Source organism: Rhodococcus sp. IEGM 1408 (assembly GCF_033142235.1).
Classification (GTDB): Bacteria; Actinomycetota; Actinomycetes; order Mycobacteriales; family Mycobacteriaceae; genus Dietzia.
This window is the reverse complement of the sequence record NZ_JAWLRW010000007.1, coordinates 102,306-128,038: the sequence shown is the minus strand read 5'-3', so window position 1 is coordinate 128,038 and position 25,733 is coordinate 102,306. Positions and strand designations below refer to the sequence as shown.

The window sequence follows — 25,733 nt, the reverse complement described above, 5'->3', positions numbered from 1 at the left end:
ATCCACCGTCCTTGCGAGAGGACGATGCGGCACTGCAGGGAAACACACAGCACGCTCTCTGCTGCATCATCTGGTACTCCGACACGCGGGGTACCGACTCTCGAAAGGACGCCAATATGGCTACCGGCACCGTTAAGTGGTTCAACGCTGACAAGGGCTTCGGCTTCATCGCCCCCGACGACGGCTCCGCCGACGTCTTCGCTCACTTCTCCGCCATCCAGGGCTCGGGCTACCGCTCGCTCGAGGAGAACCAGCAGGTCTCCTTCGACGTCGCGCAGGGCGCCAAGGGCCTGCAGGCGGAGAACATCACCCCGATGTGAGCTGACGTCAGAGCAATCTGACTTCGCATCAACGTAAGGGCCCGGCCCGGGAGAGATCCCGGCCGGGCCCTTTCGCATGTCCGTGGTTTGCTCAAGGAGCGACCAGCCCCGCACCGCATCCGCGGGACTCAGCCAGCCCTACCGGCCCGACCGGCCCGATGGGCATTCCGCCAGCGCGACCCCACCCGGTTACGCTGCCGCGTCGCCCTACGCTGCTTCTGCGGTCCACAGCGCCAGCACGACCAGGGCCAATGCGTACATTCCCCCATCGCAGGCCAGAGGGGAGGCGTAAGTAGAGCCCCTTACGCTGTCTGCTTGCTCGGTATGGCCGGGAACTGGGCATTCCGCCAGCGCGGCCCCACCCGGATGCGCTGCTTCTTCGCCCTACGCTGCCTGTTCGGTCCACAGCGGCAGCGCGACCCCGCCGATCGCCTTCCTGCCCAGCAGCACCCACCTGAGCCGATCGGCTCATCGGCGCTGCGCCGGACCCGGTCTGCCCACAACGTCTCCCGGCGCGGACGCGCACTCACAAAGTCGGACTGTTCGCCGCGGGCATGCGCGCCCCGACCCCCCGATCACGGATCCGTGTCAGGCGCTTTCAGTTCAAGGAGCGTGAGAATGTGCCAGCGGCTCAGATCGGGCAGGCCACGCCACTGCGGACGTGACAGTCGTAGCCGCCGGGGTTCTTGAGCAGATACTGCTGGTGGTAGTCCTCGGCGTAGGCGAACTCCCCGGAACGGACCTCGTCGAGCATGCCGAACTCCGTGGTCAGTGGTCCGTAGCCGGCGGCGTCGAGCTCCTTCTGGTAGGTCGCGGCCAGGCGACGGGCAACCTCTGCCTGCTCCGGCGTGGTGGTGAACACCGCGGAACGGTACTGGGTCCCCATGTCGTTACCCTGCCTCATGCCCTGCGTGGGGTCGTGCCACTCGAAGAACGTGGCGAGCAGGCGCTCGACCGGCAACACCGCGGGATCGAACACCACCAGGACCGCCTCCGTGTGACCGGTCGCGCCCGTGCAGGTCTCCTCGTAGGTCGGGTTGGGCGTCCAGCCGCCGGCGTATACGGCCGCGGTGGTCCACACACCCTCGAGCTGCCAGAGGATCTTCTCCGCACCCCAGAAGCAGCCCATCCCCAGCACGATCGACTGGTAGCCCTCCGGGAAGGGCGGCACCATCGGGTTGCCGGTGGCGAGGTTGACCGGCGCCACGGACACCGGCTCCGGCCTGCCCGGCAGCGCCGAGTCCGCGTCGACCACCGTCGTCGCCGTTCGCATAGCGGATTGTCTGATCGCGTCCTGTAGCCAGCCCATGTTGCCAGGGTAACCCTGAATGGAAATCGTGACCCGAGTGTGATGTGACCTACGCCATACATCGCGTTAGGGTGAGCGCCAGATCGTCCGAGGGGGACATCGAGGGGGAATCCGACGTGACCACAAGCAAACCCGCCGCCCAGCATCTCCGCGGCATCCTCGAGCGCGATTCGGCTCAGCCGTTCGAGGGTTCGGGCTGCAACGAGCACGTCCGACATCGCAAACTCGTCATCAGCGTGGCGGGGGCCCTGCTACTCCTGATGGTGCTCGTCGCGCTCCTGATCCTGTGAGCTGCCGCGTGATCCGGTGAAGCCGCGCGTCGGAGACCTACGCCAGCGCTGAGCTGATCCGGGCCACCCGGACGAGCAACGGAGCCCAGGGCGCGCAACCGTCCTCGGGGAGCGCGGCCAGCCGCGCCATCTCGGCCCGTCCCACCATGCGGATCTCGGCGATCTCCGCACGGGGTTCCGGCCGGCAGTCGATCTCAGCCGCGAAGACCTCGGAGACCAACCGGAATCCGGGTTCGTTGGCGGTAGCGGTATGGAAGCGTCCGATCGGGGTGAGCGCACCCGGGGCCAGCGTCACACCCAGCTCTTCGTCGATCTCGCGAATCGCGCACTCGAGCGGCGACTCCCCCGCTTCCCACTTACCCCCGGGCAACATGAAGCGATCCGTGCCCGCTTTGCGTACCGACACCACTGCACCATCGGGTCGTGTCAGGACCACCGCCGACACCGAGATGACGCGGACGGCGGGCGTATCGGAGTGATCCACGTCCCCGATCATGGCAGGTCGACGGCGAGGTGCTGCCGTGGCTCGCGACAGTGGACGACGCCCGAGGTGCCCGATCACTATGGTGGAGGACGGACGTCGTGACGGGCGCCGCGGGCGACTCCCGCGAGCGACACGTCACTCAACTGAGAGGACTCACCACTATGGCCGAGTACATTCTTCCCGATCTCGACTATGACTACAGCGCGCTGGAGCCGCACATCTCCGCCGAGATCATGGAGCTCCACCACTCCAAGCACCACGCGACCTACGTCAAGGGCGCCAACGACGCGATCGAGCAGCTCGCGGCCGCACGCGATGACGGCAGCATCGCCGCCAAGGCCCCCCTGCTGAGCAAGAACCTGGCCTTCCACCTCGGTGGCCACACCAACCACTCGGTGTTTTGGAAGAACATGTCGCCCAACGGTGGCGACAAGCCCGAGGGTGACCTGGCCGCCGCCATCGACGCCGAGTTCGGGTCGTTCGACAAGTTCCAGGCCCACTTCAACGCCGCTGCCACCACGCTGCAGGGTTCGGGCTGGTCCGTCCTGGGCTGGGACCACATCGGTCAGCGTCTGGTCATCCAGCAGCTCACCGACCAGCAGGGCAACATTTCCATCAACATCACCCCGCTGCTGATGCTGGACATGTGGGAGCACGCCTTCTACCTCCAGTACAAGAACGTCAAGCCGGACTACGTCAAGGCCTGGTGGAACATCGTGAACTGGGCGGACGTCTCCGAGCGGTACACCGCCGCCAAGGGCTGACACCCCCGCACTCCCGTACGACCTGACGGGCCCCCGCCACTCCGCGCGGGGGCCCGTCCGCGTACCCCCGGACGGTCCGCTTGCGGGGGGAGAGCCAGGCCTTCGACGTGCATCGACCGCGCTTCTGGGACACTGGGAGTGTTAATGCTTGCACTTCCTAGTGCTTGCGTCGTCAACAGAAAGGACATCACCCGTGGACATCAAGGGTGCATCCGTCATCGTCACCGGCGCCGCCTCCGGCCTGGGCAACGCCACCGCGCGCTCGTTCGCCGAGAAGGGCGCGATCGTCTTCGGCCTCGACCTCCAGCAGTCCATCGACAAGGCCGTCGAGCAGGGCATCGACGAGGGGATCACCCTCATCGCCGCCGACGTCACCAGCGAGGACGACGTCAAGGCCGCCGTCGCCAAGGCCACCGAGGCCGCCCCGCTGCGCGTCGTGGTCAACTGCGCCGGCATCGCCCCGGCCGCCCGCATCGTCTCCAAGAAGGGCGTGCACGCGCTCGACCTGTTCCAGACCTGCATCTCGGTGAACCTGGTCGGCACGTTCAACGTGCTGCGGCTCGCCGCCGAGGCCATGTCCACCCAGGACACCGTGGACGAGGACGGCCAGCGCGGCGTCATCATCAACACCGCCTCCGTCGCCGCCTACGAGGGCCAGGTCGGCCAGATCGCCTACGCCGCCTCGAAGGGTGGCGTCTACTCGATGGGAATCTGCGCCGCGCGCGACCTCGCGCAGTTCGGTATCCGCGTCAACACCATCGCCCCGGGCACCATCGAGACCCCGATGCTGAAGGGTCTGACCGAGGAGTTCCAGAAGTCCCTCGAGGCCGCGATCCCGTTCCCGTCGCGCCTCGGCCGCCCGTCCGATTACGCGCAGCTGGCCAACGCGATCGTCGAGCAGGACTACCTCAACGGCGAGAGCTTCCGCATGGACGGCGCCCTGCGCATGGCGCCGCGCTAGAGATAGCCACGTCATCTGGTCAAGCGACCTGACCGGAAAAGACTGAAGGCCCGCCCCTCTCCAGGGGCGGGCCTTCAGTGCTGCAGTGCGGGTGACCGGGATGCACGCGGCCGTTGTTCAGGAGGCCGCGTGCGTCCACTCACTGTTCGCCTGCGGGAACGGCAGGGGCTCAGCCGCGGCCGTTCGGGGTGTCCGGGCCGGGCGCCGGGGCGGGAGCCGGCGCCTGAACGGGAACCTGGCCCGGCAGCGGCGGAAGCTGGATGCCGGCGTCGGTCAGGGCCTGCTGGATCTGCGGCGCGAAGTAGATGCCCGCACCGATCGCGGCAACGGAACCACCGATCATGATGGCCGGGCCGAGCGAACCGGCACCCGGCAACGAACCCGCGTCCGATCCGAGCACCAGGGTGGCGCCCTCGCCGAGGCCGAGCGAGCCCGCGATGGGGCCGTAGATCGGGGCGAGCGAACCCGCGGTCGGCTCACCCAGCAGAGCGGAGCCCGAGGTGTCCACCGAACCGGTGCCCTCGGCCGGGTTGAACACGTCGACGGAGCCGCTTGCCTGGGAGACAGAACCCGCCAGAGGCGCCAGGGAACCGGTGGACGGCTCGCCGAAGAGCGCGGAGCCGGAGGTGTCGAGGGAACCCTCGCCGGTGGCGTTGGCATCGAGGATCAGCGAACCCAGGTTCTCGGGGACCGAACCGGTGCCCGCCGAGTCACCGCTGCCCGTGGACGCGGTGCTGCCGTCGGCGGAGCCGGCACCGAGGCTGTCGGCGTTGAGGCTCCCGGATTCCTGAGCGTTGGCGACGCCGGCGGCGCCGGAGAGGGCAAGGGCGGTGGCGGCTGCGATGGCAGCGGCCTTGCGGGTCGTGAACGTCATGTGTGCGTCTCCTTGTATGGCATGGCGGAGCGTCGGCTCGTAGCCGTGACTCGCCAAAGGGGGCCTGCGGGGTCGGCCCAGAAAATTGCTGTTCGGACCGGCCCACATGGCCCACCCTAACGGAGATTTTCAGGATATGAACATGAGGAACTCGGATAATTCTTTGGTCACTATTGGGCTGATATCCATTCTCTTACAATCCGAGTGGCGCGAACGTCGTCCTCGTTGTAGGCCAGGATCCGGGCGCGCCCCGAATCGCGCTCCACACCCCTGGCCGCCTGTGCATCGCGGTACCAGCCCACCGACGCTTCGCCCCCGGCGTCGGGATCGCGCCAGGCGAACCCTGCGACCGGAGCCACCACCTTGAGTCCGAGGCCCGAGGTGGAGACGAACTGCGTGGCGACAGCCTCGTGCACGTCCACCCACAACGGGGACGAGACGAACTCACGCACCTCCTGCACCGAGGGGACGCCCTTCACCTCGGCCACCGTGCCGGCGGGCCCGAACCTGGTGGCCGACGAGAGCAGCCAGGCGTTCTCGGCAGAGCGCGAGTAGCAGTAGGCCCGGAAGCTACGGTTCTGACCTGCCGCTCTGTCCCGGATCCCGGTGAGCCACCGCCAGAACTCGGCAAACGCCCGCCCCTCGTCGGCGTCCGGGAGTCGCGCCCACGTGACAAAGGGTCTGTACCCCTCGGCCTCGAGCGGCCGCCCGTCCCGCAGGGTGAGCAGCGCACCCCACAGGTAGGCGCCGTCGTCCAGGTGACTCTCCAGGTCCACGTCGACCTCGATGTCGGCGCGCGGAATCGATGGACGGGCGACCTTGGGCACCACCACGTCGCCGTCGCGGTGCGCCCGCGCCCGGAGCACGGCGTCGGCGAAGGGCTCGCCGTTCCAATCCGACGGTCGATCCGGCCCGGCCTCGGCGAGCTCGGCGACCGTCCGGATCCCCGCCGCGCGCAACGGCCCGACCTGACCCCCGCCGACGACGAGGCTGACATCATCGGCGCTGATCAGACGGTCGCGACAGCCCGTCACGGCGGTTCCCCGGTCGTCCCACCCCTCCCACCACGGGCAGATGCGGCACTCGCCGATCCGGCTGGGGGCGGTGTCCACCTGACCGCGGGCCACCGCCAGACGCGTGGCATGGTTCTGCGCGGTCCCGGGGAGCACCGCTCCGAGATCGTGGACCACCGCGCGCGCCGAACCCAGTCCGAGCACAGCCCCGACCGGGTGTGATCCCGCGTAGCCGAGGGAGTCGAGGAGGTGCCACGCGTGGGCGAGACGGTCCAGATCTGCCGGGTGACGACGAAGTCGCAGTGTGGGATCGGGGGCCGGATCCCACTCGAGTAGACGGGTCACCAGGGCTCCCACCGAGCCCCTGCTCCGCCGGGGATCCACGACCTTGTGGTTGACCACGAGCACAGGTGCGTAGCCTCCACCCGGCACCGCAACGAGCGTGCAGCGCAGGCCATCCCGACCCGAAGCCCGATCGGCGGGGAGAGCCGCGCCCCACACCAGACTCGCCCCGCCCTCCAGAGCCTCGAGGGTGGCCAACTCGTCGTCGTCGTCCGGGACGTCGCCCGGCAGGTCCGTCCAGCGGTCCCCCACCACGTCCACCACCCGCGCGTCGGGTCCCGCACCGCTCGGAACACCCTCGCGCAGCGCGCGTTCGCGGAGGCCGGCGCGACGGTCGGCCGCCGCCATGGCGCGCAGGCGCACCCCCTCGTCGAGTGGCGCCGTCCGCCACCACCCCGGGCCCGCGTCGCGCTCCCGAGCCACCCGGTGCAGACATCTGGCCCCCGAGGCGGGTCCCATCACCACGCCACCGGGGGTCCGGTCCGAGCTGTCGCCGACGGCCTCCATCGCTGTCCATCATGACCCACACCCATGCCCCACACCGTGCGCGGATAGGCGGTCCGGTGCTCAGCGCGGGACGATTCGCCTAGGCTGGTGCCCTGATGTTCGCGACGAGAGAAGGATCGGCACCATGGGCAAGTTGACGACCTACCGCGACAAGCGAGCCGAGCTCCGCGCCCGCGCCTCCGCGCTCAAGGCCACCGCCATGACCGAGGCGAAGCTGGCCGCCAAGGAGGCCCGCCTCAAGGCCAAGGAGGCGCATCGCGTCCAGCTGGCCGAGGCAAAGGAGCGCGCCAAGCTCGAGGGCAAGAACGCGGACCGTAAGGCCAAGCGCGAGACCAAGCGGGCCGAGCGGCAGGACGCGCTCGCAGCCAAGGCCGCCAAGCGGGACATCAAGGGCGAGAAGGCCCTGTCCAGGCAGGAGCGCGCCACCCTCAAGCGCGAGGCCAAGCTGCAGGCCAAGGACCGCAAGATGGCCGAGAAGATCGACGCCGCGGGCCGCAAGCACGAGTACCAGGTCGCCGAGATGGAGCTGAAGAAGCTCGAGGGGGCCAAACTCGGCAAGGAGGACGTGCAGCGCTGGCTGAGCCTGGCCAAGGTCGCCACCCCGGTACTGCTGCCGCTGGCCTACAAGCTCGTCTCCAACCTCCAGGGATCGGCGGACAAGTCGGCCGGCGCCGGCTCGGTGGACCTCAAGGCGGCCGGCATCAACGCCACCGGTCCCGGCGCGGCCCTCGGTGGCCGCATCGTGCGTCTCGAGCAGACCCTCGGCCAGCTCGACGTGAGCCGCGGCGACGACCGTCAGATCAAGGACTTCATCGCCTCCACCCGGTCGCGACTCCAGGACCTGCGGACGGCCGTGGAGACCGCCGAGTCCACCCCGACCGCCCAGCGGCGCGAGGTGCACACGGCCATCTCCGGTGAGCTCGACAGGGTCAACAAGGACGTCTTCGCCCGCCTCGGCGTCAAGGCGTGACGGCTGCACGCGGCCGGTTGGCCTCGGCGGCGCTCGCCGCGGCCCTGCTCGGCGGCGTCGCGGCACCCGTGACGATCCTCGCCCCCGTCGCCGCCGCTCACTCGGTCCTGCTCTCGACGGACCCTGCCGACGGCGCTGCCCTCGACGCCGCCCCGGACCGGGTCGTCCTCACGTTCAACGAGGACATCAACCAGACGTTCGCCTCGGTCGCCGTGACCTCGGGCGACGACCGGACCAACCTCGTGGTCGGCGAACCCGTGGTGGTGGGCGCGGAGGTCACCGCAGCGCTCGACGGTCTGGCGGACGGCTCGTACACCGTCGGCTTCCGCGTCACCTCGGCCGACGGACACGTCATCAGCGGCTCCTCGGGATTCACCGTGGCGGCCGCGCCCGGGGCGGCCGCGCCCGGGGCGGCCGCGACCTCCGGTGCGCCGGCGACCGATGCAGCGGCGACAGCCGATCCGGCCGCCACCGACGAACAGGCGGCCGAGACCTCGGAGGAGACCTCCTCCGGGATCGATCCCGCACTGTGGGTGGTGGGCGGCCTGGCCGTGCTGCTGATCGGCGGCGCATTGGTGCTGCTGCGCCGGGGGAAATGACCGGCCGGGGACCCCGGGTTTTCCGTACATTCTCCCCGCACAAGCCAGAGGGGCAGCGCATCCGGCGTCGGATGTGCTGCCCCTCTGCCCGAGGCGCCGTCGGCCGGTGTCAGCGGCCGGGCAGGAACCGCATCGCATCCGTGGCGGGCGCGAGCAGCTTCTGCCACCGGTTCCGGGGCAGGAACGACGGCCCGCCCAGGTGCATGACCCGCTGGGTGGCGATGGTCTGCGCCTCGGTGTACTTGAGGAGGCCCTCGTCGCCGTGGCGGCGGCCGACCCCGGAGGCGCCCATTCCGCCCATCGGGCCCGCGACCGAACCCCAGCCGGCCACGTAGCCCTCGCCCACATTGACGGTGCCGGTGCGCAGCCGTGCGGCGATCTCCTCGCCCTCGGCGTCGGACGCGGCGAACACCGAGGAGTTGAGCCCGTACTCGGTGTCGTTGGCCTTGGCCACGGCCTCGTCGACGGACGCGACCGGGTAGATCGACACGACCGGGCCGAAGGTCTCCTCGCCGTAGCAGGTCGCGTCTTCCGGGACGTCGGCGAGCAGCGTGGGTTCGTAGAACAGCGGGCCGAGATCCGGGCGGGGGCGGCCTCCCGCGAGGACGCGTGCGCCCTTGGCCACCGCGTCGTCCACGTGCGCGGTGACGGTCTCCAACTGGTCGCTGGAGATGAGGCTGCCCATCTCGGCGTCGAAGTCGTAGCCGGGGCCCACGCTCATGGCCTCGACCCGGGCGACCAGCTTCTCGGTCAACTCCGCCGCCACCGACTGATCCACGTACACCCGCTCGACGGAGATGCACAGCTGCCCGGAGTTGGAGAAGAACGCGCGGGTGGCCACCTCCGCCACCTCGTCGAGGTCCGCACCGGGCGCGACGATCATGGCGTTCTTGCCTCCGAGCTCAGCGGAGAAGCCGATGAGCCGCTCGCCGCACTGACGGCCGAGGGTTCGTCCGGTGTCCGTGGAGCCCGTGAACATGAGGTAGTCGACGCTCTCCACGATCGCCCCACCGACAGCCCCTCCCGGGCCCGGGACCACCTGGAACAGGTCGCGGGGCAACCCGGCGCGGTACAGCATGTCGGCGGCGGCGAGCGCGCAGAACGGGGTGAGGGACGCCGGCTTGATCACCACGGCGTTGCCGGCGGCCAGCGCCGCCAGCGCGTCCGTCGCGGCGAGATTGAGCGGGTAGTTCCACGGCGCGATCACGCCCACGACGCCCTTGGGGTGACGGCGGACCACGGCCTTGGTCAGCCCCGGGAGCATGCCCTGCACCCGCTTGGGCGCCAGGAGACCCGGCGCGGTCTTGGCGTAGTGCCGCGCGGTGATGAGGCAGTCCAGCACCTCTTCCTGGGCCGAGGCCCGGCTCTTCCCGGTCTCGGCCTGGATGATGTCCATGAGCTGGTCCCGGTTGCGCATGACCTCCTTGGCGAACCGGCTGAGGACGGCGACCCGGTCCTCCGGGCTGCGCTCGGCCCACGCCATCTGGGCGGCGCGGGCGCGCTTCACGGCCACGTCCACGTCGTCCGCGGTCCCGACCGGGATCTCCGCCAGCGGATCGCCGGTGAAGACCTCGCTGATGACGGCTGACGGGCGGCTCGAGGGATCGGCGCGGAACTCGGGGATCGCGACGAGGTCACGCAGGCGGTCGTACACACGGGCAGTGGGTCGGCTCATGGTCCCGATGTTACCGACGGGTAAGCACTCGCGGTACCGAGTCGCCCTTGACCCTGACGCCGCGTCAGGCCCCAGGATCGTGGATGTGAGAGATGCTGGGCAGATGAGAAGAGATGAGGGGCGCACCGTGGGTGCGGTCGCCGCGCTCGTCGGCGTGAGTGTGCGGACCCTGCACCACTGGGACCGGATCGGGCTGGCGCCGGCGAGCAGGCGGACGTCGTCGGACTACCGGGTCTATGACGACGACGACGTCGCGCGCCTCCACCGGGTGCTGGTCTATCGCGAGTCGGGCTTCCCGCTCTCGGAGATCGGCGCATTGCTCGACGATCCCCACATCAACGAGGACGCCCATCTGGCCCGCCAGCGAGAGCTGCTGGTCAGGCGCATCGACCACCTGCAGGAGATGGTCTCCGCAGTCGACCGCCTGAAGGAGGCGAATGCCGTGAACACACCACTGACCCCGGAGGACCGCGCCGAGATATTCGGTACCGACTGGAATGAGTCCTGGCAGTCCGAGGCCGAGGAACGCTGGGGCGACACCCCGCAGTGGGAGGAGTCCCAGCGGCGGAGCGGGTCCATGTCCAAGTCGGACTGGAGGGAGGTCAAGGCCGGGACGGACGCCCTCAACGCGGACCTGGCCGGCGCCAAGCGTGCCGGCGTGGATCCCGCCTCCGCCGAGGCCGCGGCGCTGGTCGCGCGGCACCGGGCGTCGATCTCGGCGTTCTACGACTGCACGCGGACCATGCAGGTTCTGCTGGCCCGGATGTACCGGCAGGACCCGAACTTCTCCGAGACGTACGACTCGATCGAGCCGGGCCTGACCGAGTGGATCGTCGCTGCCGTCGAGGCCGACGCCCGGGCCAACGGAGTCGACCCCGACACCGCTACCTGGTGCTGACCCGTCGCGCTGCGGAGCGGTCGTGACTGCGGAATGCACAGTTCCCCGGACCGGGTGAGCGCGGGGGCGCGCGTGCGTAGTCTGACCGGATGACCAGCCGATGGACCACCGCAGACATCCCCGACCAGACCGGGCGGACCTTCGTGGTCACGGGTGCCAACGGGGGGCTGGGCCTGCAGGCCACCCGCGCCCTGACCGACAAGGGCGCCCGCGTCCTCATGGCGTGCCGGGACACCGCGCGCGCCGGGGCCGCCCGGGCCGGACTGCCGCACCCCGACCGGGCCGAGGTGGTGCAGCTGGACCTGGCCGACCTCGACTCGGTCCGGGCCGCGGGCGACACGCTGGCCGGGCTCGGCCCGGACGTGCTGATCAACAACGCCGGAGTCATGAACATCCCGCGGGGCCGCACCGCGCAGGGCCACGAGATGCAGTTCGGCGTCAACGTCCTCGGGCACTTCGCGCTCACCGAGCAGCTGGCGCCGGTGCTCACCGACCGGGTGGTCTGGCTGGGGTCGATGATGCACAGGTTCGGCTCAGTCGACCCCGACGATCTGGACTGGACCCGCCGCAAGTACTCGCCGATGCCGGTCTACGCGGCCACCAAGCTGGCCTGCATCATGCTCGCCTACGAGCAGCAGCGGCGCTTCGAGGCCGCCGGATCCACGCTCAAGGCGGTGGCCGCCCACCCCGGTTACTCGGCCACTGACCTGCAGTACCACAGCGGCAGCCGGGTACAGGATCTGGTCATGCGCGTCGCCGAGAAGGTCCCGTTCCTGGTCCAGCCCGCCGAGCGGGGTGCGCTCCCGGAGCTCTACGCCGCCACCGTGGAGTCGGTGCCCGGCGGCGCGTACGTCGGCCCCAGCGGGCTCGGCGAGCTCACCGGGTATCCGGAGATCGTCGACTCCACCCGCGCCTCACATGACCGGGACGTCGCCGCTGCCCTGTGGGAGCGGTGCCAGGCGATGACGACGAGCTGAGCCGACGCCGGGCGCCCTCGGGGCGCGACCAGCGGTCAGGCGCGCCGGCGGGAGGCTGCCAGGAGGAACCCGCCTAGCAGCAGGCTCGCTGCGGCCAGGCCCGCCACGGTGGCCGTCTCCGAACCGGTCGCGGCCAGCGTCGCGGGAGCAGCGACGAGCGCCCCGGCGTTCGGTGCGGTGGCGTTCGGTGCGGTGGCGGCGGTCAGAACGGGCATCCCGTCCCCTGTGCCGGCCGGCGTGGCGTGCACACCGTCGGTGTCCGGGGAATTGCCGACCTCGTCGTCGTCGATCGGGGTTCCCGTGTTCTCTCCGGCGTCCCCGTCCCCGTCCTCCGCCTCCGCCTCCGCGGTGGCCTCTGCCTCTGCCTCTGCCTCTGCCTCTGCCTCTGCCTCTGCCCTGATCCTGTCCTGTACCTCCACGGGGTTCTCGAGCGCGGAGCGCTGAACCGAGTCGATACTGCCGGCCAGTGCGCCGGGGAGTTCGGTGCCCGCCGCACCCGCCGCGTCCTCGAGGATCGCGCCGCCCTGGGCCGAGCCCACCACGACGTTGTTCCAGAAGGTCAGTTCATCCGGAGTAAGGGTTCCGGCCTCCTGGCGGGCGGCCAACACGGTGATGTAGGCACCGGCGGCCTGGAACGCGAGTAGACCGATCGCGTACTCGGAGATCGCGAGCGAACCGATACCGATGGTGCCCGATCCGATCGATCCGACCGGATTGGCGTAGACCGATCCGGGGAGGCTTCCGGAGGACGCCACGGAGGCCGCCGCCGAACCGCCGGACACGCCAACGGACTCGAGGGGCGCCACGGAGCCGATCACCTGACCCACCGACAGCGCGGTGTCCGGGATGATGCCGCTCCCCGTCTCCCGCAGCACATCGGACCCGCCGCCGAAACCGGGACCGCCGATCACGATCTCCTCGGGGAGGAGGCCGATGACATTGTCGATGCTGCCGTTTCCGGTGTCCTCGGGCAGCGAACCCGTGGTGTCCTGGGCCTGCCCCGTGGCCGGGGTCGCGACCGCGGCCAACGCGGCTACTACGACGGCGGCGCCGAAGCGTCTGGTCCGGAGTCCGGAACCACGGGTCTGGGGCATCTGGGTCGACCTCTCGTCACGAGCCGGGCCCGTCGGCCCGCGCACGCAGAGAGCGTACTACTGCAGAGCCTGTACTACTGCAGCGCTGAGGTGAGCCGTGCCACGTTGTCCACGTACCGTCCCGGCCACGGTCGGCCCTGCCAGGTGTCCAGGTCGAGTGGCGTGGTCTCACGGAGGTAGCTGTCCACCACCTCGTTCAGTCCTGCCACCGCCTCCCCGCCGAGGACCAGCAGGCTAATCTCGAAGTTGAGGTTGAACGAGCGCAGATCCATGTTGCTGGAGCCCACCACACCGCCGTAGCTGTCGATGAGCAGCATCTTGGTGTGCAGCACGGCGGGCGATCGGAACCGGTGGATCCTCACCCCGGCCTCGAGGAGCGCGCGGAAGTACGACCGTTGGGCGTGGTGGACCATGAACTGGTCGGCGTGCTCGGGCACGAACAACTCCACGTCGACGCCCCGGTAGGCCGCTGAGGTGATCGTGTGGAGGAGCGACTCGTCGGGGATGAAGTACGGGCTGACGATCCTGACCCTGTGCTCCGCCTGTCCGATGAGCTGGGTGAACATGCGCAGGTTCGGCTGCGTGCGGTAGCCGGGCCCCGACGGGACGAGCTGGAATGCGCTGACCGGGTCCCCCGCGGTGGGGTCGCCGCCCGCGCGGCCGGCGGCGAGCGGAACCCCGCGGGTGAGCTGCTCGAGGGTGCCGATGACCTCACTGGACTCGGAGTACCAGTCCACGGCGAACACCCCGTCCATCTCCTTCACGATCTCCCCGCGGACCTCCATCATGAGATCCACCCACTCGCGGCCGAGCCGGGTGTTGCGGGGGCTACCGTAGTGCCGCTCGATGAGGTTCTGCGAGCCGATGAACCCGTGGTCGCCGTCGACGATGAGCATCTTGCGGTGATTGCGGAGGTCGGGGCGGCGGAACCTACCGGCAAACGGGTTGACCGGGAGCATGAGGTGGATCTCCACCGGGGTGTGTCGGAATCGCCGGCGGAGCCTCTTGAAGCCCCGGTAGCGCAGGGAACCGAGGTGGTCGACGAGCACCCGGACCGTCACCCCCCGCTCGGCGGCCTCGATCGCGGCAGTGAAGAACTCGCTGGTCTCGTCGTCCCAGGACTGGGCGTAGAACTCGATGTGCACGTGGTGGTGGGCGGAGCGCACGGCCGCCGTCATCGCGGCCAACGACCCGGCGCAGTCCGAGTGCAGCGCCACGAACTCACCGGACATGCACGGGATCGCGGTGAGGTTCCGGTTCATCTCGAGGATGGTCCGGACCCCGGGCCCGACCTGCACCCCGTCCGGGACCGTGGGCCACTTCTCCAGCGCCTCCTCATACAGCCGGTTGGCCTCCGCTTGGATGACATGCCGTCGGCCGGTGATGTACGGGTTGCCCAGCAGGAGGAACAGCGGCACCCCGACGATGGGGATGAACAGGATCACCAGGAGCCACGCCTGCGAGGCCGCAGGCTGCCTGTTCTCGGGGACCATCCCCAGCGCGAGGATCTTGATCGCGTATTCGGTGATCAGCAGCGCCGAGGTCACACCGTCCGGGAACGGGAGGAAGGCCAGGCGGTCCACCGCGGGGTTCATGTGACCGATCTGGACAGGACGGAACCCAGGGGCAGGGCACGGGGATCGACCAACCGTCCGCCCGTCATGGTCCAGCGCACCACTCCCGCGAGGGCCCGTTGCGCGTACACCGAGTCGGCCGAACCCAGTTCGCGCACCCCGGGGAGGACCACGAAGGCCTCGTCGTCGGCCACCGCCGCGAAGTCGGCCCGGAGACCGGGACGGATCACCCCCCGGTCCTCGAGCCCCACGACCGCAGCCGTCCGTTCGCCCATCCACCGGGCCACGTCGGCGAGGTCGAAACCACGGCGACGCCCCTCCGTCCACACCACCGACAGCCCGAGACGGGCGCACGCGACCGCATCGATCGTCCCGTCCCGCAACGCCTCCCAGAGGAGTTCGCGGGTGGCGGCGTCCCGGATCGGGGGATCGAGGAAGTTCACCGCCGCGCCCCCGCTGGTGACCTCCGAGACCAGCGCGAGGAGGTGCGGGCTGGTGGAGGCGGTGACGGGGAGCCCCTCCGCCTTGGCCCGGCGCAGCAGGGGCAGCTCAGCCGCATCTGCGACGCCACGCAGGTGCAGTCGGCCGCCGGTCCGCCGGAAGACGTCCAGCAACTGGGGCAGGTCGTCGACCCCTGCGTCCGCGGCGAACAGTCCGCCGCGGCCGGCCACCTCCTCGGCCGCCGCCACCAGTTGGCCACGGTCCAGGGTCGGCGCCCCGCGGACCCCCTTGCCCGCGGCCACCGCCGAGATCCCGAACACCCCGCGGGCCAACAGCGGACCGAGCCGTTCCAAGTTGCCGGGGACCGCCGCACCCCACAGACCCACGTCGACGGCGGCTTCGCCGGTCACCTCGTCGCGCCACCGGTCCACGTGGTCGGGTTCAGTGGCGACGGGAGCGCCGTCCGTTCCGTAGTCCACGACCGTGGTGATGCCACCGAGGGCCGCCGAGCGGGTTCCGACGGCGACGTCCTCGGTGCTGACGTGTGGATCGACCAGCCCGGGCATCAGGACGGCGTCGTCCCCGAGATCGATCGTGTGGTAGCCGGCCAGGCCGATGTCCCGCGCCTCGGAGCCGGTGCGCACCGACGAGATCACCCCGCCGTCGACCGTCACAGCCGCCTGCTGGATACGTCCGTCGACCACGGCGCGGCGGGCGTGGATCAGGAGCTCGTACTTGGCCACGTATCGGTCCTCCTGTGTCTCGGGGGGCTGCGGAACACCCCTCTTCCCGCCATTGTCCCCCACGGCCGCGCCCCTCCGAGGGCAGGTGGCCGGATAGCGTGGGGGTGACAGACGACTGCGCCAGGAGGGCTCACCATGACTGACACATCCACCGGATTCATCCCCACCGCCGACCTCGTCGACGAGATCGGTGAGGGCGTCCGGAGCTGCGACACCCAGTTCCGAGACCTCGGAGGTCGTACAGAGTTCCACGGTCCGGTCTCGACGGTCCGCTGCTTTCAGGACAACGCCCTCCTCAAGAGCGTCCTGGGTGAACCGGGTGAGGGTCGTGTCCTGGTGATCGACGGCGACGCCAGCGTGCACACCGCGCTGGTGGGAGATCTCATCGCCGAGCTCGGGCGCTCCCACGGCTGGGCCGGCGTCGTGGTGCACGGCGCGATCCGGGACTCGGCGGTGATCGGGCGGATGGACTTCGGGTGCAAGGCCCTGGGCACGAACCCCCGCAAGTCCAGCAAGACGGGCGACGGGGAGCGGGACGTCACCGTGAGCTTCGGCGGGGTCGACTTCGTGCCCGGCGACATGCTGTACGCGGACTCCGACGGGATCGTGGTCCGCTGACCGCCCGCACGCTGCTGCCATGCGCTCGCATGGGGAGGCGGCGCGACCTCGTGGCCGCCGCGCGGTCAGCGGGTCAGGAGGCCCCGGCGAGGCTGCCGAGGGAACCCACGGACAGCTCCCCGATCGACGCCTCGGGCCCGTAGCTGCCGAGCGACCCGGGAGCGTACGACCCGGTCGAGTTGGGTACGTCCAGCGAGAGCGTGGTGGAGCCGGTGTTGATGACCCCGGTCAGGAGGTCGAGCAGCGAGCCCGTGCCCAGCGAGCCGTAGCCGAGGGAGCCCAGTTGCCCCGCGAGGGCCGGGTCGAGGTTCATGCACCGGATGACGCCGCCGAAGGTCTCGATGTCCACGCACCCGGCGTCGACCTCCAGGTCCGTCGGGGTGGGCACCGGGACTTCCTGCGCCGCCGCCGTCCCGGCACCGGCGAGGATCGATCCTGCCGCTAGAGCGGCAGCGAGGGTCGACATGAGGGCGGTCGGGCGCATGGGTGTCCTCCGGATCGGCGCAGCGTCGGTCGACGTGACGTCGCCTCAGGGTATCCCGCGTCAGATCCCTGGGCTCAGGCTTCGCGGCGGATCCAGCGCAGAAGTGGGCCGAGCGACGCGCGGTCGGTGAGGTCCAGACCGCCGAGCTCGAGCATCGACTCCTCGTCCGGGGTGAGATCAGACTTCCGGCGTAGTGCAGCCAGTGCGGTCTTGATCCCCAGCCGCTGCCGGAATCCCAGCTGATCGGGGGTAACGACGCCGCGCAGCTGGAAGAGCTTGAGATCCCGGAGCTGGTCTGCGGTGAACTCACTCGACATGAGGTCGATCCGGGCGTCGTCGGTGACAGGCGTGGGACCCACCATGACCACAGCGACACGGCGACCGGCCTCCACGAGCGCCTCCCAGTTGTCCTTGATGAACCCCGAGCCGCCCAACCCGCCCCCCGGACGCATGCCCGTCATCAGGACGACCGTGCCGGCGACGACGAGTTCGCCGGGATCCACGGAGTCGTGGTGGGACGTCCGGGCATCGAACTCCCCGGCCAGCCACTCGGCGTAGCGGCGGGCACCCGGGTCGTCGTCGTGCAGTACCACCGGCGCCGGAACCGCGCTGGACATCGACTGGTCCATCAGAGCTCCCCCTGTCCTGCCCGGCCGACCACGCGGGCCGAACGATCAGCAAACGCGACCACGTCGCCGTGGACCAGCCCACGACCGCGACGGACGTCCACCTCACCGTTGACGCTCACCGCACCCGCCGCGACAGCCTCCTTGGCGTCCGCCCCGGAATCCAGCAACGAGGCCAACTTGAGGAACTGACCTAGCGTCAGCTTCTTGCTCAGTTCGCATTCGACGTCTTCTGGGGGCGGTCCGGCCGGAGGCGGTGCGGACCGGTCGGCGCGTCCTCGTCCTGCAATGTGGCGGCTCATACCGCCGAGCTTATCGACAGCACCATCACACGGCGGTGTCAGCTGGCCGGGGCCGCTCGTCCGCTGCCGCTCCCCGCCCACGGAGCGTGACCCACGCCAGGCCCAACCCGCCGGCCACGAGTGCCACGGCTGCCAGCGCCAACGCCACGGTCTGGACGCCGGACATCCCGAAGGCCGCCGAATCGTCGCCCACGACGTCCCCCTCATGCGGAGAGTCCCCCTCGGCGGGCAGCGGCGGCAGCTCGCTGAGAACGGGCAGGTCGCTCACCTCCACTCCGGCACCGGGAGCGACCGCCTGTACCGACACCGCGGGCCCGCCGATCAACGCGACCGACAGGCAGAGCGCGCCGATCACGGTGAAAGGGCGGCGGCGGACCATGAATGCCTTCCGTGACGGCGGCCGGGCGGCCTGATGTCGTAACGCCCTTGATCTTAGGTTCTCCTAAGGTCTGGCGCTACGGTGCCCTGCCATCCGACTCGGCGCCGCGACCCTGCTGCAGGACCCGGGGGGCGGAGCGACGACAGTTCGCCGTCGTCGCCGAGCTCCCCTCTCACGGAGAGGGCTATAAGAATCGCCCAACGCACTCACCCCGACCGCAGAGTGGTCGGGGTGAGTGGAGCGCGGTGGGCGGGGTTGTCAGCGCTGGGCGACGTCCGTCGGTCGGACCGGCGCCGGCAGCGCGGTCTCCCCCATGAGGAAGCGGTCGACGGCGGCGGCCGCCGCGCGGCCCTCGGCGATCGCCCACACGATGAGCGACTGTCCGCGGCCCATGTCGCCGGCAACAAAGACACCGTCGACGTTGGTCGCGAAGGTCCCGTCCCTGTCGACATTGCCGCGGTCGGTGAACTCCACCCCGAGATCCGAGCACAAGCCGGTCTTCTGCGCGCCCGTGAAGCCCATGGCCAGCAGCACCAGGTCGGCCGGGTACTCGAAGTCGGTGCCGGGGACGTTCTCGAACCGACCGTCGACCATCTTGACCTCGGAGCCCTTGAGCGCGGTGACGTGGCCACCCTCACCCAGGAACTCGGCGGTCGAGACGCTGTAGACCCGTTCGCCGTTCTCCTCATGTGCTGACGCCGTGCGGAACATCAGCGGATACACCGGCCACGGGGTCGACGCGGCGCGGGTCGCCGGCGGTCGGGGCATGATCTCGAAGCTCTTGATGGACTTCGCGCCCTGGCGGGTGGCGGTGCCGAGACAGTCCGCCCCGGTATCGCCACCACCGATGATGATCACGTCCTTGTCCCGCGCGTTGATCGCGGGAAGTCCGTCGGTGTCCACCACCGGGTCGCCGACCGCGGCCTTGTTGGCCAGCGGCAGGTAGTCCATGGCCTGGAAGATGCCGTCGAGCTCGCGGCCCGGCACCGGCAGGTCTCGCCGCAGGGTCGCACCGCCGCACAGGACGATCGCGTCGAACTCGGCGCGGAGGCTCGAGGCGGCGATGTCCTTGCCCACGTTGACGCCGGGACGGAAGACCGTGCCCTCCGCCTCCATCTGGGCGAGCCGACGATCGATGACCGACTTCTCCATCTTGAACTCGGGGATGCCGTAGCGCATGAGACCGCCGATGCGGTCGTCCCGCTCGAAGACCGTCACCGAGTGCCCCGCGCGGGTGAGCTGCTGCGCGGTCGCGAGCCCGGCCGGGCCGGAGCCCACGACGGCGACCTTCTGGCCCGTCCGGAACGACGGGATCACCGGGTCCATACCGCCGTCCGCCCAGGCGGCCTCGGCGATCTCGACCTCGATCTGCTTGATCGTGACCGGCTCCTGGTTGATCCCCAGGACGCACGACCCCTCGCAGGGTGCAGGGCAGAGTCGACCGGTGAACTCGGGGAAGTTGTTGGTCGCGTGCAGCCGGTCCACGGCCGTCGACCACTCGCCGCGGTGCACCAGGTCGTTCCACTCGGGGATGATGTTGCCCAGTGGACAACCCTGGTGACAGAACGGGACTCCGCACCCCATGCACCGGGAGGCCTGGGTCTTCAGCGCGTCCTCGGGGAGGACTGTCGACTCGTAGACCTCCTTCCAGTCCATGATTCGGAGGTCCACCGGCCGCCGCTTCGGCAACTCCCGCTCGGTGTGCTTGAGAAAGCCCTTCGGGTCAGCCATTTGCGGCCTCCATGATCGCTTCGTCCACGTTGCGTCCGTCCTTCTCCGCCTGCTCGATGGCCAGCAAGACGCGCTTGTAGTCGCGCGGCATGACCTTGGCGAAGTGATTCACGTTCTGGGCCCAACCGGAGAGGATCTCCCGGGCCCGTGCCGAGTCGGTCTCCTCGACGTGCCGCTCCACGATTCCGCGGAGGAACTCCACATCGTCCGCTTCCAGCACCTCGATCTCGACGAGCTCGTCGTTGAGATTGCTCTGCAGCTGGCCGTGGGGGTCGTAGAAGTACGCGACACCCCCCGACATGCCGGCGGCAACGTTGCGGCCGGTCGATCCGAGCACCACGACCCGGCCTCCGGTCATGTACTCGCACGCGTGGTCGCCCACGCCCTCGACGACCGCCGTGACGCCCGAGTTGCGGACGCAGAAACGTTCGCCGACCATCCCGCGGAGGAAGAGCTCGCCGCTGGTGGCGCCGTAACAGATCACGTTGCCGGCGATGATGTTGTCCTCGGCCACGAAGTCGGGCGCCGCGTCCTCGGAGGGCCGGACCACGACCCGGCCCCCGGACAAGCCCTTGCCCACGTAGTCGTTGGCGTCACCGAACACCCGCAGGGTCACCCCGCTGGCGAGGAACGCGCCGAGCGAGTTGCCGGCCGAGCCGGTGAAGCTGAGGTCGATCGACCCGGCGGGCAGCCCCGCGGCACCGTAGGCCTTCGAGATGCGGTAACTGAGCATCGTGCCCACCGAGCGGTTGACGTTGCAGATCGGGTAGCTGCCGGTCACCGGCTCCGAGGTGGGGTCGGCCAACACGGAACGGCAGTCCTCGATCAGCGTCTCGTCCAGGATCCCCACCAGCTTGTGGTCCTGCTCCTTGGTGCACCGCAGGTCCTGGTGCATGAAGGGCGACTCGGCCTGAGCGAAGATCGGCGACAGGTCGAGCTTGGCCGCGCGCTTGTTGTGCGCGAACGCCCGCGACTTGTCCAGAAGCTCGGTGTGGCCGATCACCTCGTCGAGCGTGCGGAAGCCCAGTTCGGCGAGGTACTCGCGGACCTCCTCCGCGATGAACTCCATGAAGTTCACCACGTACTCGGCCTTGCCGTTGAACCGCTCCCGCAGGACGGGGTTCTGGGTCGCGACGCCCACCGGGCAGGTGTCGAGGTGACAGACCCGCATCATGATGCAGCCGGCCACGACCAGCGGGGCGGTGGCGAAGCCGAACTCCTCGCCGCCGAGCAGGGCGGCGACGATCACGTCACGACCGGTCTTGAGCTGACCGTCGACCTGCACCACGATCCGGTCACGCAGACCGTTGACCAGCAGAGTCTGCTGGGTCTCGGCCACGCCGAGCTCCCAGGGACCGCCGGCGTGCTTGAGCGACGTCAGCGGTGAGGCGCCGGTGCCACCGTCGTGGCCCGAGATCAGGACCACGTCGGCGTGTGTCTTGGACACGCCCGTCGCGACGGTGCCGACACCCTGCTCGGCCACGAGCTTGACGTGGATCCGCGCCGCGGGGTTGGCGTTCTTCAGGTCATAGATGAGCTGCGCCAGGTCCTCGATCGAGTAGATGTCGTGGTGCGGCGGCGGCGAGATGAGTCCGACGCCCGGCGTGGACCCGCGTACCTCGGCCACCCACGGGTAGACCTTGCCTGGAGGGAGCTGTCCGCCCTCTCCCGGCTTGGCACCCTGGGCCATCTTGATCTGGATGTCGGTGCAATTGGCCAGGTAGTGGCTGGTCACGCCGAACCGACCCGAGGCGACCTGCTTGACGGCCGAGCGGCGCCAGTCGCCGTTGGGGTCCGGGTCGAAGCGGTCGACGGACTCGCCGCCCTCTCCCGAGTTGGACCGGGCGTGCAGGCGGTTCATGGCGATGGCGAGGGTCTCGTGGGCCTCGGCCGAGATCGAGCCGTAGCTCATCGCGCCGGTCGAGAACCTCTTGACGATCTCCGAGACCGGCTCGACCTCGTCGATCGGCACCGGCGGGCGGTCGCTCTTCAGCTCGAACAGACCGCGCAGCGTGGCCAGGCGCTCCGACTGGTCGTCGACGAGCTTCGTGTACTCCTTGAAGATCTCGTATCGACCGGACCGCGTGGAGTGCTGGAGCTTGAACACCGTGTCCGGATTGAACAGGTGGTATTCACCCTCACGGCGCCACTGGTACTCGCCGCCGATCTCGAGCTCGCGGTGCGCGGCCTCCTCGGGGCGGGGCAGGAACGCGAAGCGGTGCCGCAGCGCGACGTCCTCGGCGATCTCGTCCAGCCCGATCCCGTCGATGGGGCTGACGGAGCCGGTGAAGTACTCGTCGCACAGTTCCTGCGACAGACCGGTGACGTCGAACAGCTGGGCTCCGGTGTACGAGGCGAGCGTGGAAATGCCCATCTTGGACATCACCTTGAGCACGCCCTTGGCGGCCGCCTTCCGGTACTTGGCGCAGGCCTCGCGCGTGTCGATACCCGTCAGATGGCCGCCCTTGACCAGCTCGTCGATCGACTCGAACGCCATGTACGGGTTGATCGCGTTGGCGCCGTAGCCGAAGAGCACCGCCATGTGGTGCACCTCGCGGGCGTCACCGGATTCCACCACCAGGCTGACGCGGGTGCGCGTCTTCTCCCGGACCAGGTGGTGGTGCACGGCGGAGGTCAGCAGCAGCGTCGGGATCGGCGCGTTCCGCTCATCCGACTCGCGGTCCGACAGCACGATGATCGTGGCGCCGTCCTCGATGGCGTGGGAGATCTCGCGGCGGATCCGCTCGAGCGCGATGCGCAGACCGCGACCGCCATGGGCCACGTTGTACAGGCCGCGGACGGTGACCGACCGCAGACCGGGGCGGGACTCGCCCGCCGCCATCAGGGTGGCCAACTCGGAGTTGCCGAGGATCGGGTTGTCGAGCTTGATCTGCTTACACGAGTCGGGGCCCGGGTTGATCAGGTCACCCTCGGGGCCGAGGGTCACGCCGTAGCTGGTGACGAGCTCCTCGCGGATGGCGTCCAGCGGCGGGTTGGTCACCTGGGCGAAGCGCTGGGCGAAGTAGTCGAACAGCATGCGGGCCCGCTGGGACAACACGGGAAGCGGGGTGTCGGTGCCCATCGACCCGATCGCCTCGGCGCCGCTCCCGGCCATCGGGGAGACGAGGATGCGGAGCTCCTCCTCGGTGTAGCCGAAGACCCGCTGGCGCAGCACCACGCGCTCGTGGGCCATGTAGGGCTGCTCGACCGGCGGCAGGTCCTCGAGCCGGACCATGCCGTCGTCGAGCCACTGCTGGTACGGGTGCTCGGCTGCGAGCTGCGTCTTGATCTCCTGGTCGTCGATGATCCGCCCCTGGGCGGTGTCGACCAGGAACATCCGGCCCGGCTGCAGTCGGGTCTTGGTGACGACCTTGTCCTGCGGGATGTCGAGGACGCCGACCTCGGAGGCCATCACTACGAGGCCGTCGTCGGTCACCCAGATGCGCGAGGGCCGCAGGCCGTTGCGGTCGAGGACCGCCCCGATCACGGTGCCGTCGGTGAACGTGATGGATGCTGGGCCGTCCCACGCCTCCATCATCGAGGCGTGGTACTCGTAGAACGCCCGCTTGGCGGGGTCCATGGACTCGTGGCGCTCCCACGCTTCCGGCACCATCATCATCACGGCGTGCGGCAGCGTCCGGCCGGCGAGGGTGAGCAGCTCGAGCGCCTCGTCGAAGCGCGCGGTGTCGGAGCCACCCGGCGTACAGATGGGCAGGGCCGCGGACAGGTCTGCGATGTGCTCGCTGGACATGAGGGACTCGCGGGCCCGCATCCAGTTCTCGTTGCCGCGGGCGGTGTTGATCTCGCCGTTGTGTGCGACGTAGCGGAACGGGTGCGCGAGCGGCCACGCGGGGAAGGTGTTGGTGGAGAAGCGGGAGTGGACGATGCCCAGGGCGGACTCGACGCGCTCGTCCTGCAGGTCCAGGTAGAACTCGGGGAGCTGCTTCTCGGTGAGCATGCCCTTGTAGACGAAGGTCCGGGGGCTGAGGGACGGGAAGTACACGGTCTCGGAGCCGAGGTCGCCCTTGCCGGCCCCCTTGGAACCGAGTTCGTGCTCGCACCGCTTGCGCATCACGAAGCACTTGCGCTCCAGTGCGAGCTCGGTGAGCAGGGTGCCGTCGGCGCCGGCGGCCTTGACGAAGATCTGGTGGATGGTGGGCTGGGCGTCACGGGAGATCGCACCGACAGTCGAGTCGTCGACCGGGACCTCGCGCCACGCGATCACGCTCACACCCTGCTCTGCGGCGATCCTCTCCGCCATGCGCTTGGCGTCCATGGCCAGCATGCGCGACTGGGGGAGAAAACAAAGGCCGGTCGCGTATGCACCGGCCTCAGGTAGTTCTACGTTCTGCTCCTCACGCATCACTTCGCGGAGGAACCGATCCGGTACCTGGATCAACAAGCCCGTTCCGTCACCGGTGTTGTGCTCTGCCCCTACGGCACCACGGTGCTCGAGGTTCACCAGAGCGGCGATCGCCTTCTCGACGATGTCCCGGGATTGCCGCCCGTACATGTCGACGACGAACGCGACACCGCAGGAATCGTGTTCGTATTCCGGGCGGTACAGGCCCTTTGGGCCGGGAGTCGTCATCATCTGTTCGCCTTCACTGGTCGACGGGAAGACTCCGTGGTGGCTGGAGCACCCGTACTCAGAGAACCGAGGTGCCCTGGCTCCGAAATACTATGGGGAAAAGGGGGTAGTCGCACAATTCGGTTTCGTCAAACTGTGTCCATCGACGTGGGATCCAGGGTCCACCTTGTGAGATTTCTCTCAGCGCTCACGCATTTGGCCGCCAAATGGGGAACGGCCCCGCTCCGAGTGGTCCACCCGGAGCGGGGCCGTGACCCCGATGTCAGCTCATCGGATGAACGGCAACGGAGGCAGTGTGATGCCTGCCGGCAGCTCCACTGCGTAGTCGCCGAGCGAACCCGTCGTCACCACCACAGCGTTCACGCCGACAGCCGCCCCGCCCTCGGCGCCCGGCTCGCCACCGCGGCCGTTGGGTGCGGTCGGTCCGGGTGCCGTGGGCGCCTCGGCAACGGGCGCGGGAGCCGCCGGAAGGGCCTGCATACCGGTACCCAGGGCGGCCACCGACTGGGGAATCTGCGGCGCCGCGATGGCGAGCCCAGCGAGGGACCCACCGACGAGGATCACCGGGATGAGCGAACCGGCGCCTGCGGAACCGGCCTCCGAACCGGTCTGGAGCGAACCCGCCTCGAGCGAACCCTCACCCGAGCCCTCGCCGGAACCTTCACCCGAGCCCTCACCGGAACCCGACGACAGCTGGTCCAACGACTCACCCTCAGCCGAGCCCTCACCTGAACCGGACGAACCGGCCATGAGCAGGGCGAGCGACCCGCCGAGTGAACCCATTTCCGTGGAACCCTCACCCGAGCCCTCACCGGAACCCGAGGACAGCTGGTCCAACGACTCACCCTCAGCCGACCCGGCCTCCGAACCGGTCTGGAGCGAACCCGCCTCGAGCGAACCCTCGCCCGAGCCCTCGCCGGAACCTTCACCCGAACCCGACGACAGCTGGTCCAACGACTCACCCTCGGCCGAACCCGCCTCCGAACCGGCCTGGAGCGAACCCGCCTCCAGAGAACCCTCACCCGAGCCCTCACCCGAGCCCTCACCGGAACCCGACGACAGCTGGTCCAACGACTCACCCTCAGCCGAACCCTCACCCGAACCGGACGAACCGGCCATGAGCAGGGCGAGCGACCCGCCGAGTGAACCCATTTCCGTGGAACCCTC

General features: G+C 69.6%; 23 protein-coding genes and 1 pseudogene. 9 read left to right on the top strand and 15 right to left on the bottom strand.

From position 1 onward, the window contains the following. The first annotated feature begins 116 nt into the window (after window positions 1–116). The gene (locus R4P08_RS12520) at window positions 117–320 is read left to right on the top strand and encodes a cold-shock protein (RefSeq protein WP_007629661.1); all 204 of its coding nucleotides are present in this window, start codon (window positions 117–119) and stop codon (window positions 318–320) included. A gap of 631 nt (window positions 321–951) precedes the next feature. Here the strand turns inward: R4P08_RS12520 and msrA are convergent. Next, window positions 952–1,629: a peptide-methionine (S)-S-oxide reductase MsrA gene (gene msrA, locus R4P08_RS12515; RefSeq protein ID WP_317814223.1), complete on the bottom strand. Its 678-nt coding sequence runs from the start codon at window positions 1,627–1,629 to the stop codon at window positions 952–954. A 116-nt stretch (window positions 1,630–1,745) separates the two neighbouring features. Here msrA and R4P08_RS12510 point away from each other — a divergent pair, with 116 nt between their 5' ends. Then, window positions 1,746–1,919 carry a hypothetical protein gene (locus R4P08_RS12510; RefSeq protein WP_317814222.1) on the top strand — a complete coding sequence of 58 codons (174 nt, stop codon included), beginning with the start codon at window positions 1,746–1,748 and terminating at the stop codon, window positions 1,917–1,919. A 37-nt stretch (window positions 1,920–1,956) separates the two neighbouring features. Here the strand turns inward: R4P08_RS12510 and R4P08_RS12505 are convergent, their stop codons facing one another. Next, window positions 1,957–2,403: an NUDIX domain-containing protein gene (locus tag R4P08_RS12505; RefSeq protein ID WP_317814221.1), complete on the bottom strand. Its 447-nt coding sequence runs from the start codon at window positions 2,401–2,403 to the stop codon at window positions 1,957–1,959. A 161-nt stretch (window positions 2,404–2,564) separates the two neighbouring features. Between R4P08_RS12505 and R4P08_RS12500 the strand changes: the two genes are divergently transcribed. Then, on the top strand, window positions 2,565–3,167 hold the full coding sequence (locus R4P08_RS12500) for a superoxide dismutase (protein WP_317814220.1): 603 nt from the start codon (window positions 2,565–2,567) through the stop codon (window positions 3,165–3,167). Between the two features lie 193 nt (window positions 3,168–3,360). Next, a complete protein-coding gene (locus tag R4P08_RS12495) occupies window positions 3,361–4,128 on the top strand; it encodes an SDR family NAD(P)-dependent oxidoreductase (protein WP_317814219.1) in 768 nt (255 codons plus the stop codon). Window positions 4,129–4,297: 169 nt separating this feature from the next. Here R4P08_RS12495 and R4P08_RS12490 read toward each other — a convergent pair whose 3' ends face one another. After that, window positions 4,298–5,002 (bottom strand): hypothetical protein, encoded by a 705-nt coding sequence (locus R4P08_RS12490; RefSeq protein ID WP_317814218.1) that lies wholly within the window; start codon window positions 5,000–5,002, stop codon window positions 4,298–4,300. Window positions 5,003–5,172: 170 nt separating this feature from the next. After that, complete coding sequence (locus R4P08_RS12485; RefSeq protein WP_317814217.1) at window positions 5,173–6,864, bottom strand: TM0106 family RecB-like putative nuclease; 1,692 nt, start codon at window positions 6,862–6,864, stop codon at window positions 5,173–5,175. Between the two features lie 124 nt (window positions 6,865–6,988). Here R4P08_RS12485 and R4P08_RS12480 point away from each other — a divergent pair, with 124 nt between their 5' ends. Together R4P08_RS12480 and R4P08_RS12475 are read left to right on the top strand one after the other, a co-directional pair. Then, window positions 6,989–7,834, top strand: coding sequence for a DUF6474 family protein (locus R4P08_RS12480; protein ID WP_317814216.1), 846 nt, complete (start codon window positions 6,989–6,991; stop codon window positions 7,832–7,834). After that, window positions 7,831–8,433 (top strand): copper resistance protein CopC, encoded by a 603-nt coding sequence (locus R4P08_RS12475; RefSeq protein WP_317814215.1) that lies wholly within the window; start codon window positions 7,831–7,833, stop codon window positions 8,431–8,433. Before R4P08_RS12480 ends, R4P08_RS12475 begins: the two co-directional genes overlap by 4 nt. Window positions 8,434–8,542: 109 nt before the next feature. Here R4P08_RS12475 and R4P08_RS12470 read toward each other — a convergent pair whose 3' ends face one another. After that, window positions 8,543–10,108 (bottom strand): succinic semialdehyde dehydrogenase, encoded by a 1,566-nt coding sequence (locus R4P08_RS12470; protein WP_317814214.1) that lies wholly within the window; start codon window positions 10,106–10,108, stop codon window positions 8,543–8,545. A 103-nt stretch (window positions 10,109–10,211) separates the two neighbouring features. Here R4P08_RS12470 and R4P08_RS12465 point away from each other — a divergent pair, with 103 nt between their 5' ends. Together R4P08_RS12465 and R4P08_RS12460 are read left to right on the top strand one after the other, a co-directional pair. Next, a complete protein-coding gene (locus tag R4P08_RS12465; protein ID WP_317814213.1) occupies window positions 10,212–11,006 on the top strand; it encodes a MerR family transcriptional regulator in 795 nt (264 codons plus the stop codon). 89 nt (window positions 11,007–11,095) lie between these two features. After that, complete coding sequence (locus R4P08_RS12460) at window positions 11,096–11,983, top strand: oxidoreductase (protein ID WP_317814212.1); 888 nt, start codon at window positions 11,096–11,098, stop codon at window positions 11,981–11,983. A 35-nt stretch (window positions 11,984–12,018) separates the two neighbouring features. Here R4P08_RS12460 and R4P08_RS12455 read toward each other — a convergent pair whose 3' ends face one another. The 3 genes from R4P08_RS12455 to R4P08_RS12445 form a co-directional block, all read right to left on the bottom strand. After that, window positions 12,019–13,077 (bottom strand): LPXTG cell wall anchor domain-containing protein, encoded by a 1,059-nt coding sequence (locus R4P08_RS12455; RefSeq protein WP_317814211.1) that lies wholly within the window; start codon window positions 13,075–13,077, stop codon window positions 12,019–12,021. Between the two features lie 74 nt (window positions 13,078–13,151). Beyond that, window positions 13,152–14,672, bottom strand: coding sequence for a phospholipase D-like domain-containing protein (locus R4P08_RS12450; RefSeq protein WP_317814210.1), 1,521 nt, complete (start codon window positions 14,670–14,672; stop codon window positions 13,152–13,154). Beyond that, on the bottom strand, window positions 14,669–15,835 hold the full coding sequence (locus R4P08_RS12445) for an amidohydrolase family protein (protein WP_317814209.1): 1,167 nt from the start codon (window positions 15,833–15,835) through the stop codon (window positions 14,669–14,671). The genes R4P08_RS12450 and R4P08_RS12445 overlap by 4 nt, the downstream gene beginning before the upstream one ends. 135 nt (window positions 15,836–15,970) lie before the next feature. Between R4P08_RS12445 and rraA the strand changes: the two genes are divergently transcribed. Continuing rightward, window positions 15,971–16,453, top strand: coding sequence for a ribonuclease E activity regulator RraA (gene rraA / locus R4P08_RS12440; protein WP_317814208.1), 483 nt, complete (start codon window positions 15,971–15,973; stop codon window positions 16,451–16,453). A 73-nt stretch (window positions 16,454–16,526) separates the two neighbouring features. Here the strand turns inward: rraA and R4P08_RS12435 are convergent, their stop codons facing one another. From R4P08_RS12435 to R4P08_RS12405, 7 genes and pseudogenes are all read right to left on the bottom strand, one after another. After that, window positions 16,527–16,937: a hypothetical protein gene (locus R4P08_RS12435; protein ID WP_317814207.1), complete on the bottom strand. Its 411-nt coding sequence runs from the start codon at window positions 16,935–16,937 to the stop codon at window positions 16,527–16,529. Between the two features lie 74 nt (window positions 16,938–17,011). Further along, window positions 17,012–17,566: a hypothetical protein gene (locus tag R4P08_RS12430; RefSeq protein WP_317814206.1), complete on the bottom strand. Its 555-nt coding sequence runs from the start codon at window positions 17,564–17,566 to the stop codon at window positions 17,012–17,014. Beyond that, window positions 17,566–17,865 (bottom strand): RNA-binding S4 domain-containing protein, encoded by a 300-nt coding sequence (locus R4P08_RS12425; protein WP_317814205.1) that lies wholly within the window; start codon window positions 17,863–17,865, stop codon window positions 17,566–17,568. The genes R4P08_RS12430 and R4P08_RS12425 overlap by 1 nt, the downstream gene beginning before the upstream one ends. Before the next feature lie 25 nt (window positions 17,866–17,890). Next, window positions 17,891–18,244: a hypothetical protein gene (locus R4P08_RS12420; protein ID WP_317814204.1), complete on the bottom strand. Its 354-nt coding sequence runs from the start codon at window positions 18,242–18,244 to the stop codon at window positions 17,891–17,893. A 258-nt stretch (window positions 18,245–18,502) separates the two neighbouring features. Beyond that, on the bottom strand, window positions 18,503–19,975 hold the full coding sequence (locus R4P08_RS12415) for a glutamate synthase subunit beta (protein WP_317814203.1): 1,473 nt from the start codon (window positions 19,973–19,975) through the stop codon (window positions 18,503–18,505). Further along, on the bottom strand, window positions 19,968–24,569 hold the full coding sequence (gltB, locus tag R4P08_RS12410; protein WP_317814202.1) for a glutamate synthase large subunit: 4,602 nt from the start codon (window positions 24,567–24,569) through the stop codon (window positions 19,968–19,970). Before gltB ends, R4P08_RS12415 begins: the two co-directional genes overlap by 8 nt. A 264-nt stretch (window positions 24,570–24,833) precedes the next feature. Next, window positions 24,834–25,733 (bottom strand): annotated as a pseudogene (locus R4P08_RS12405) (hypothetical protein); the annotation flags it as partial.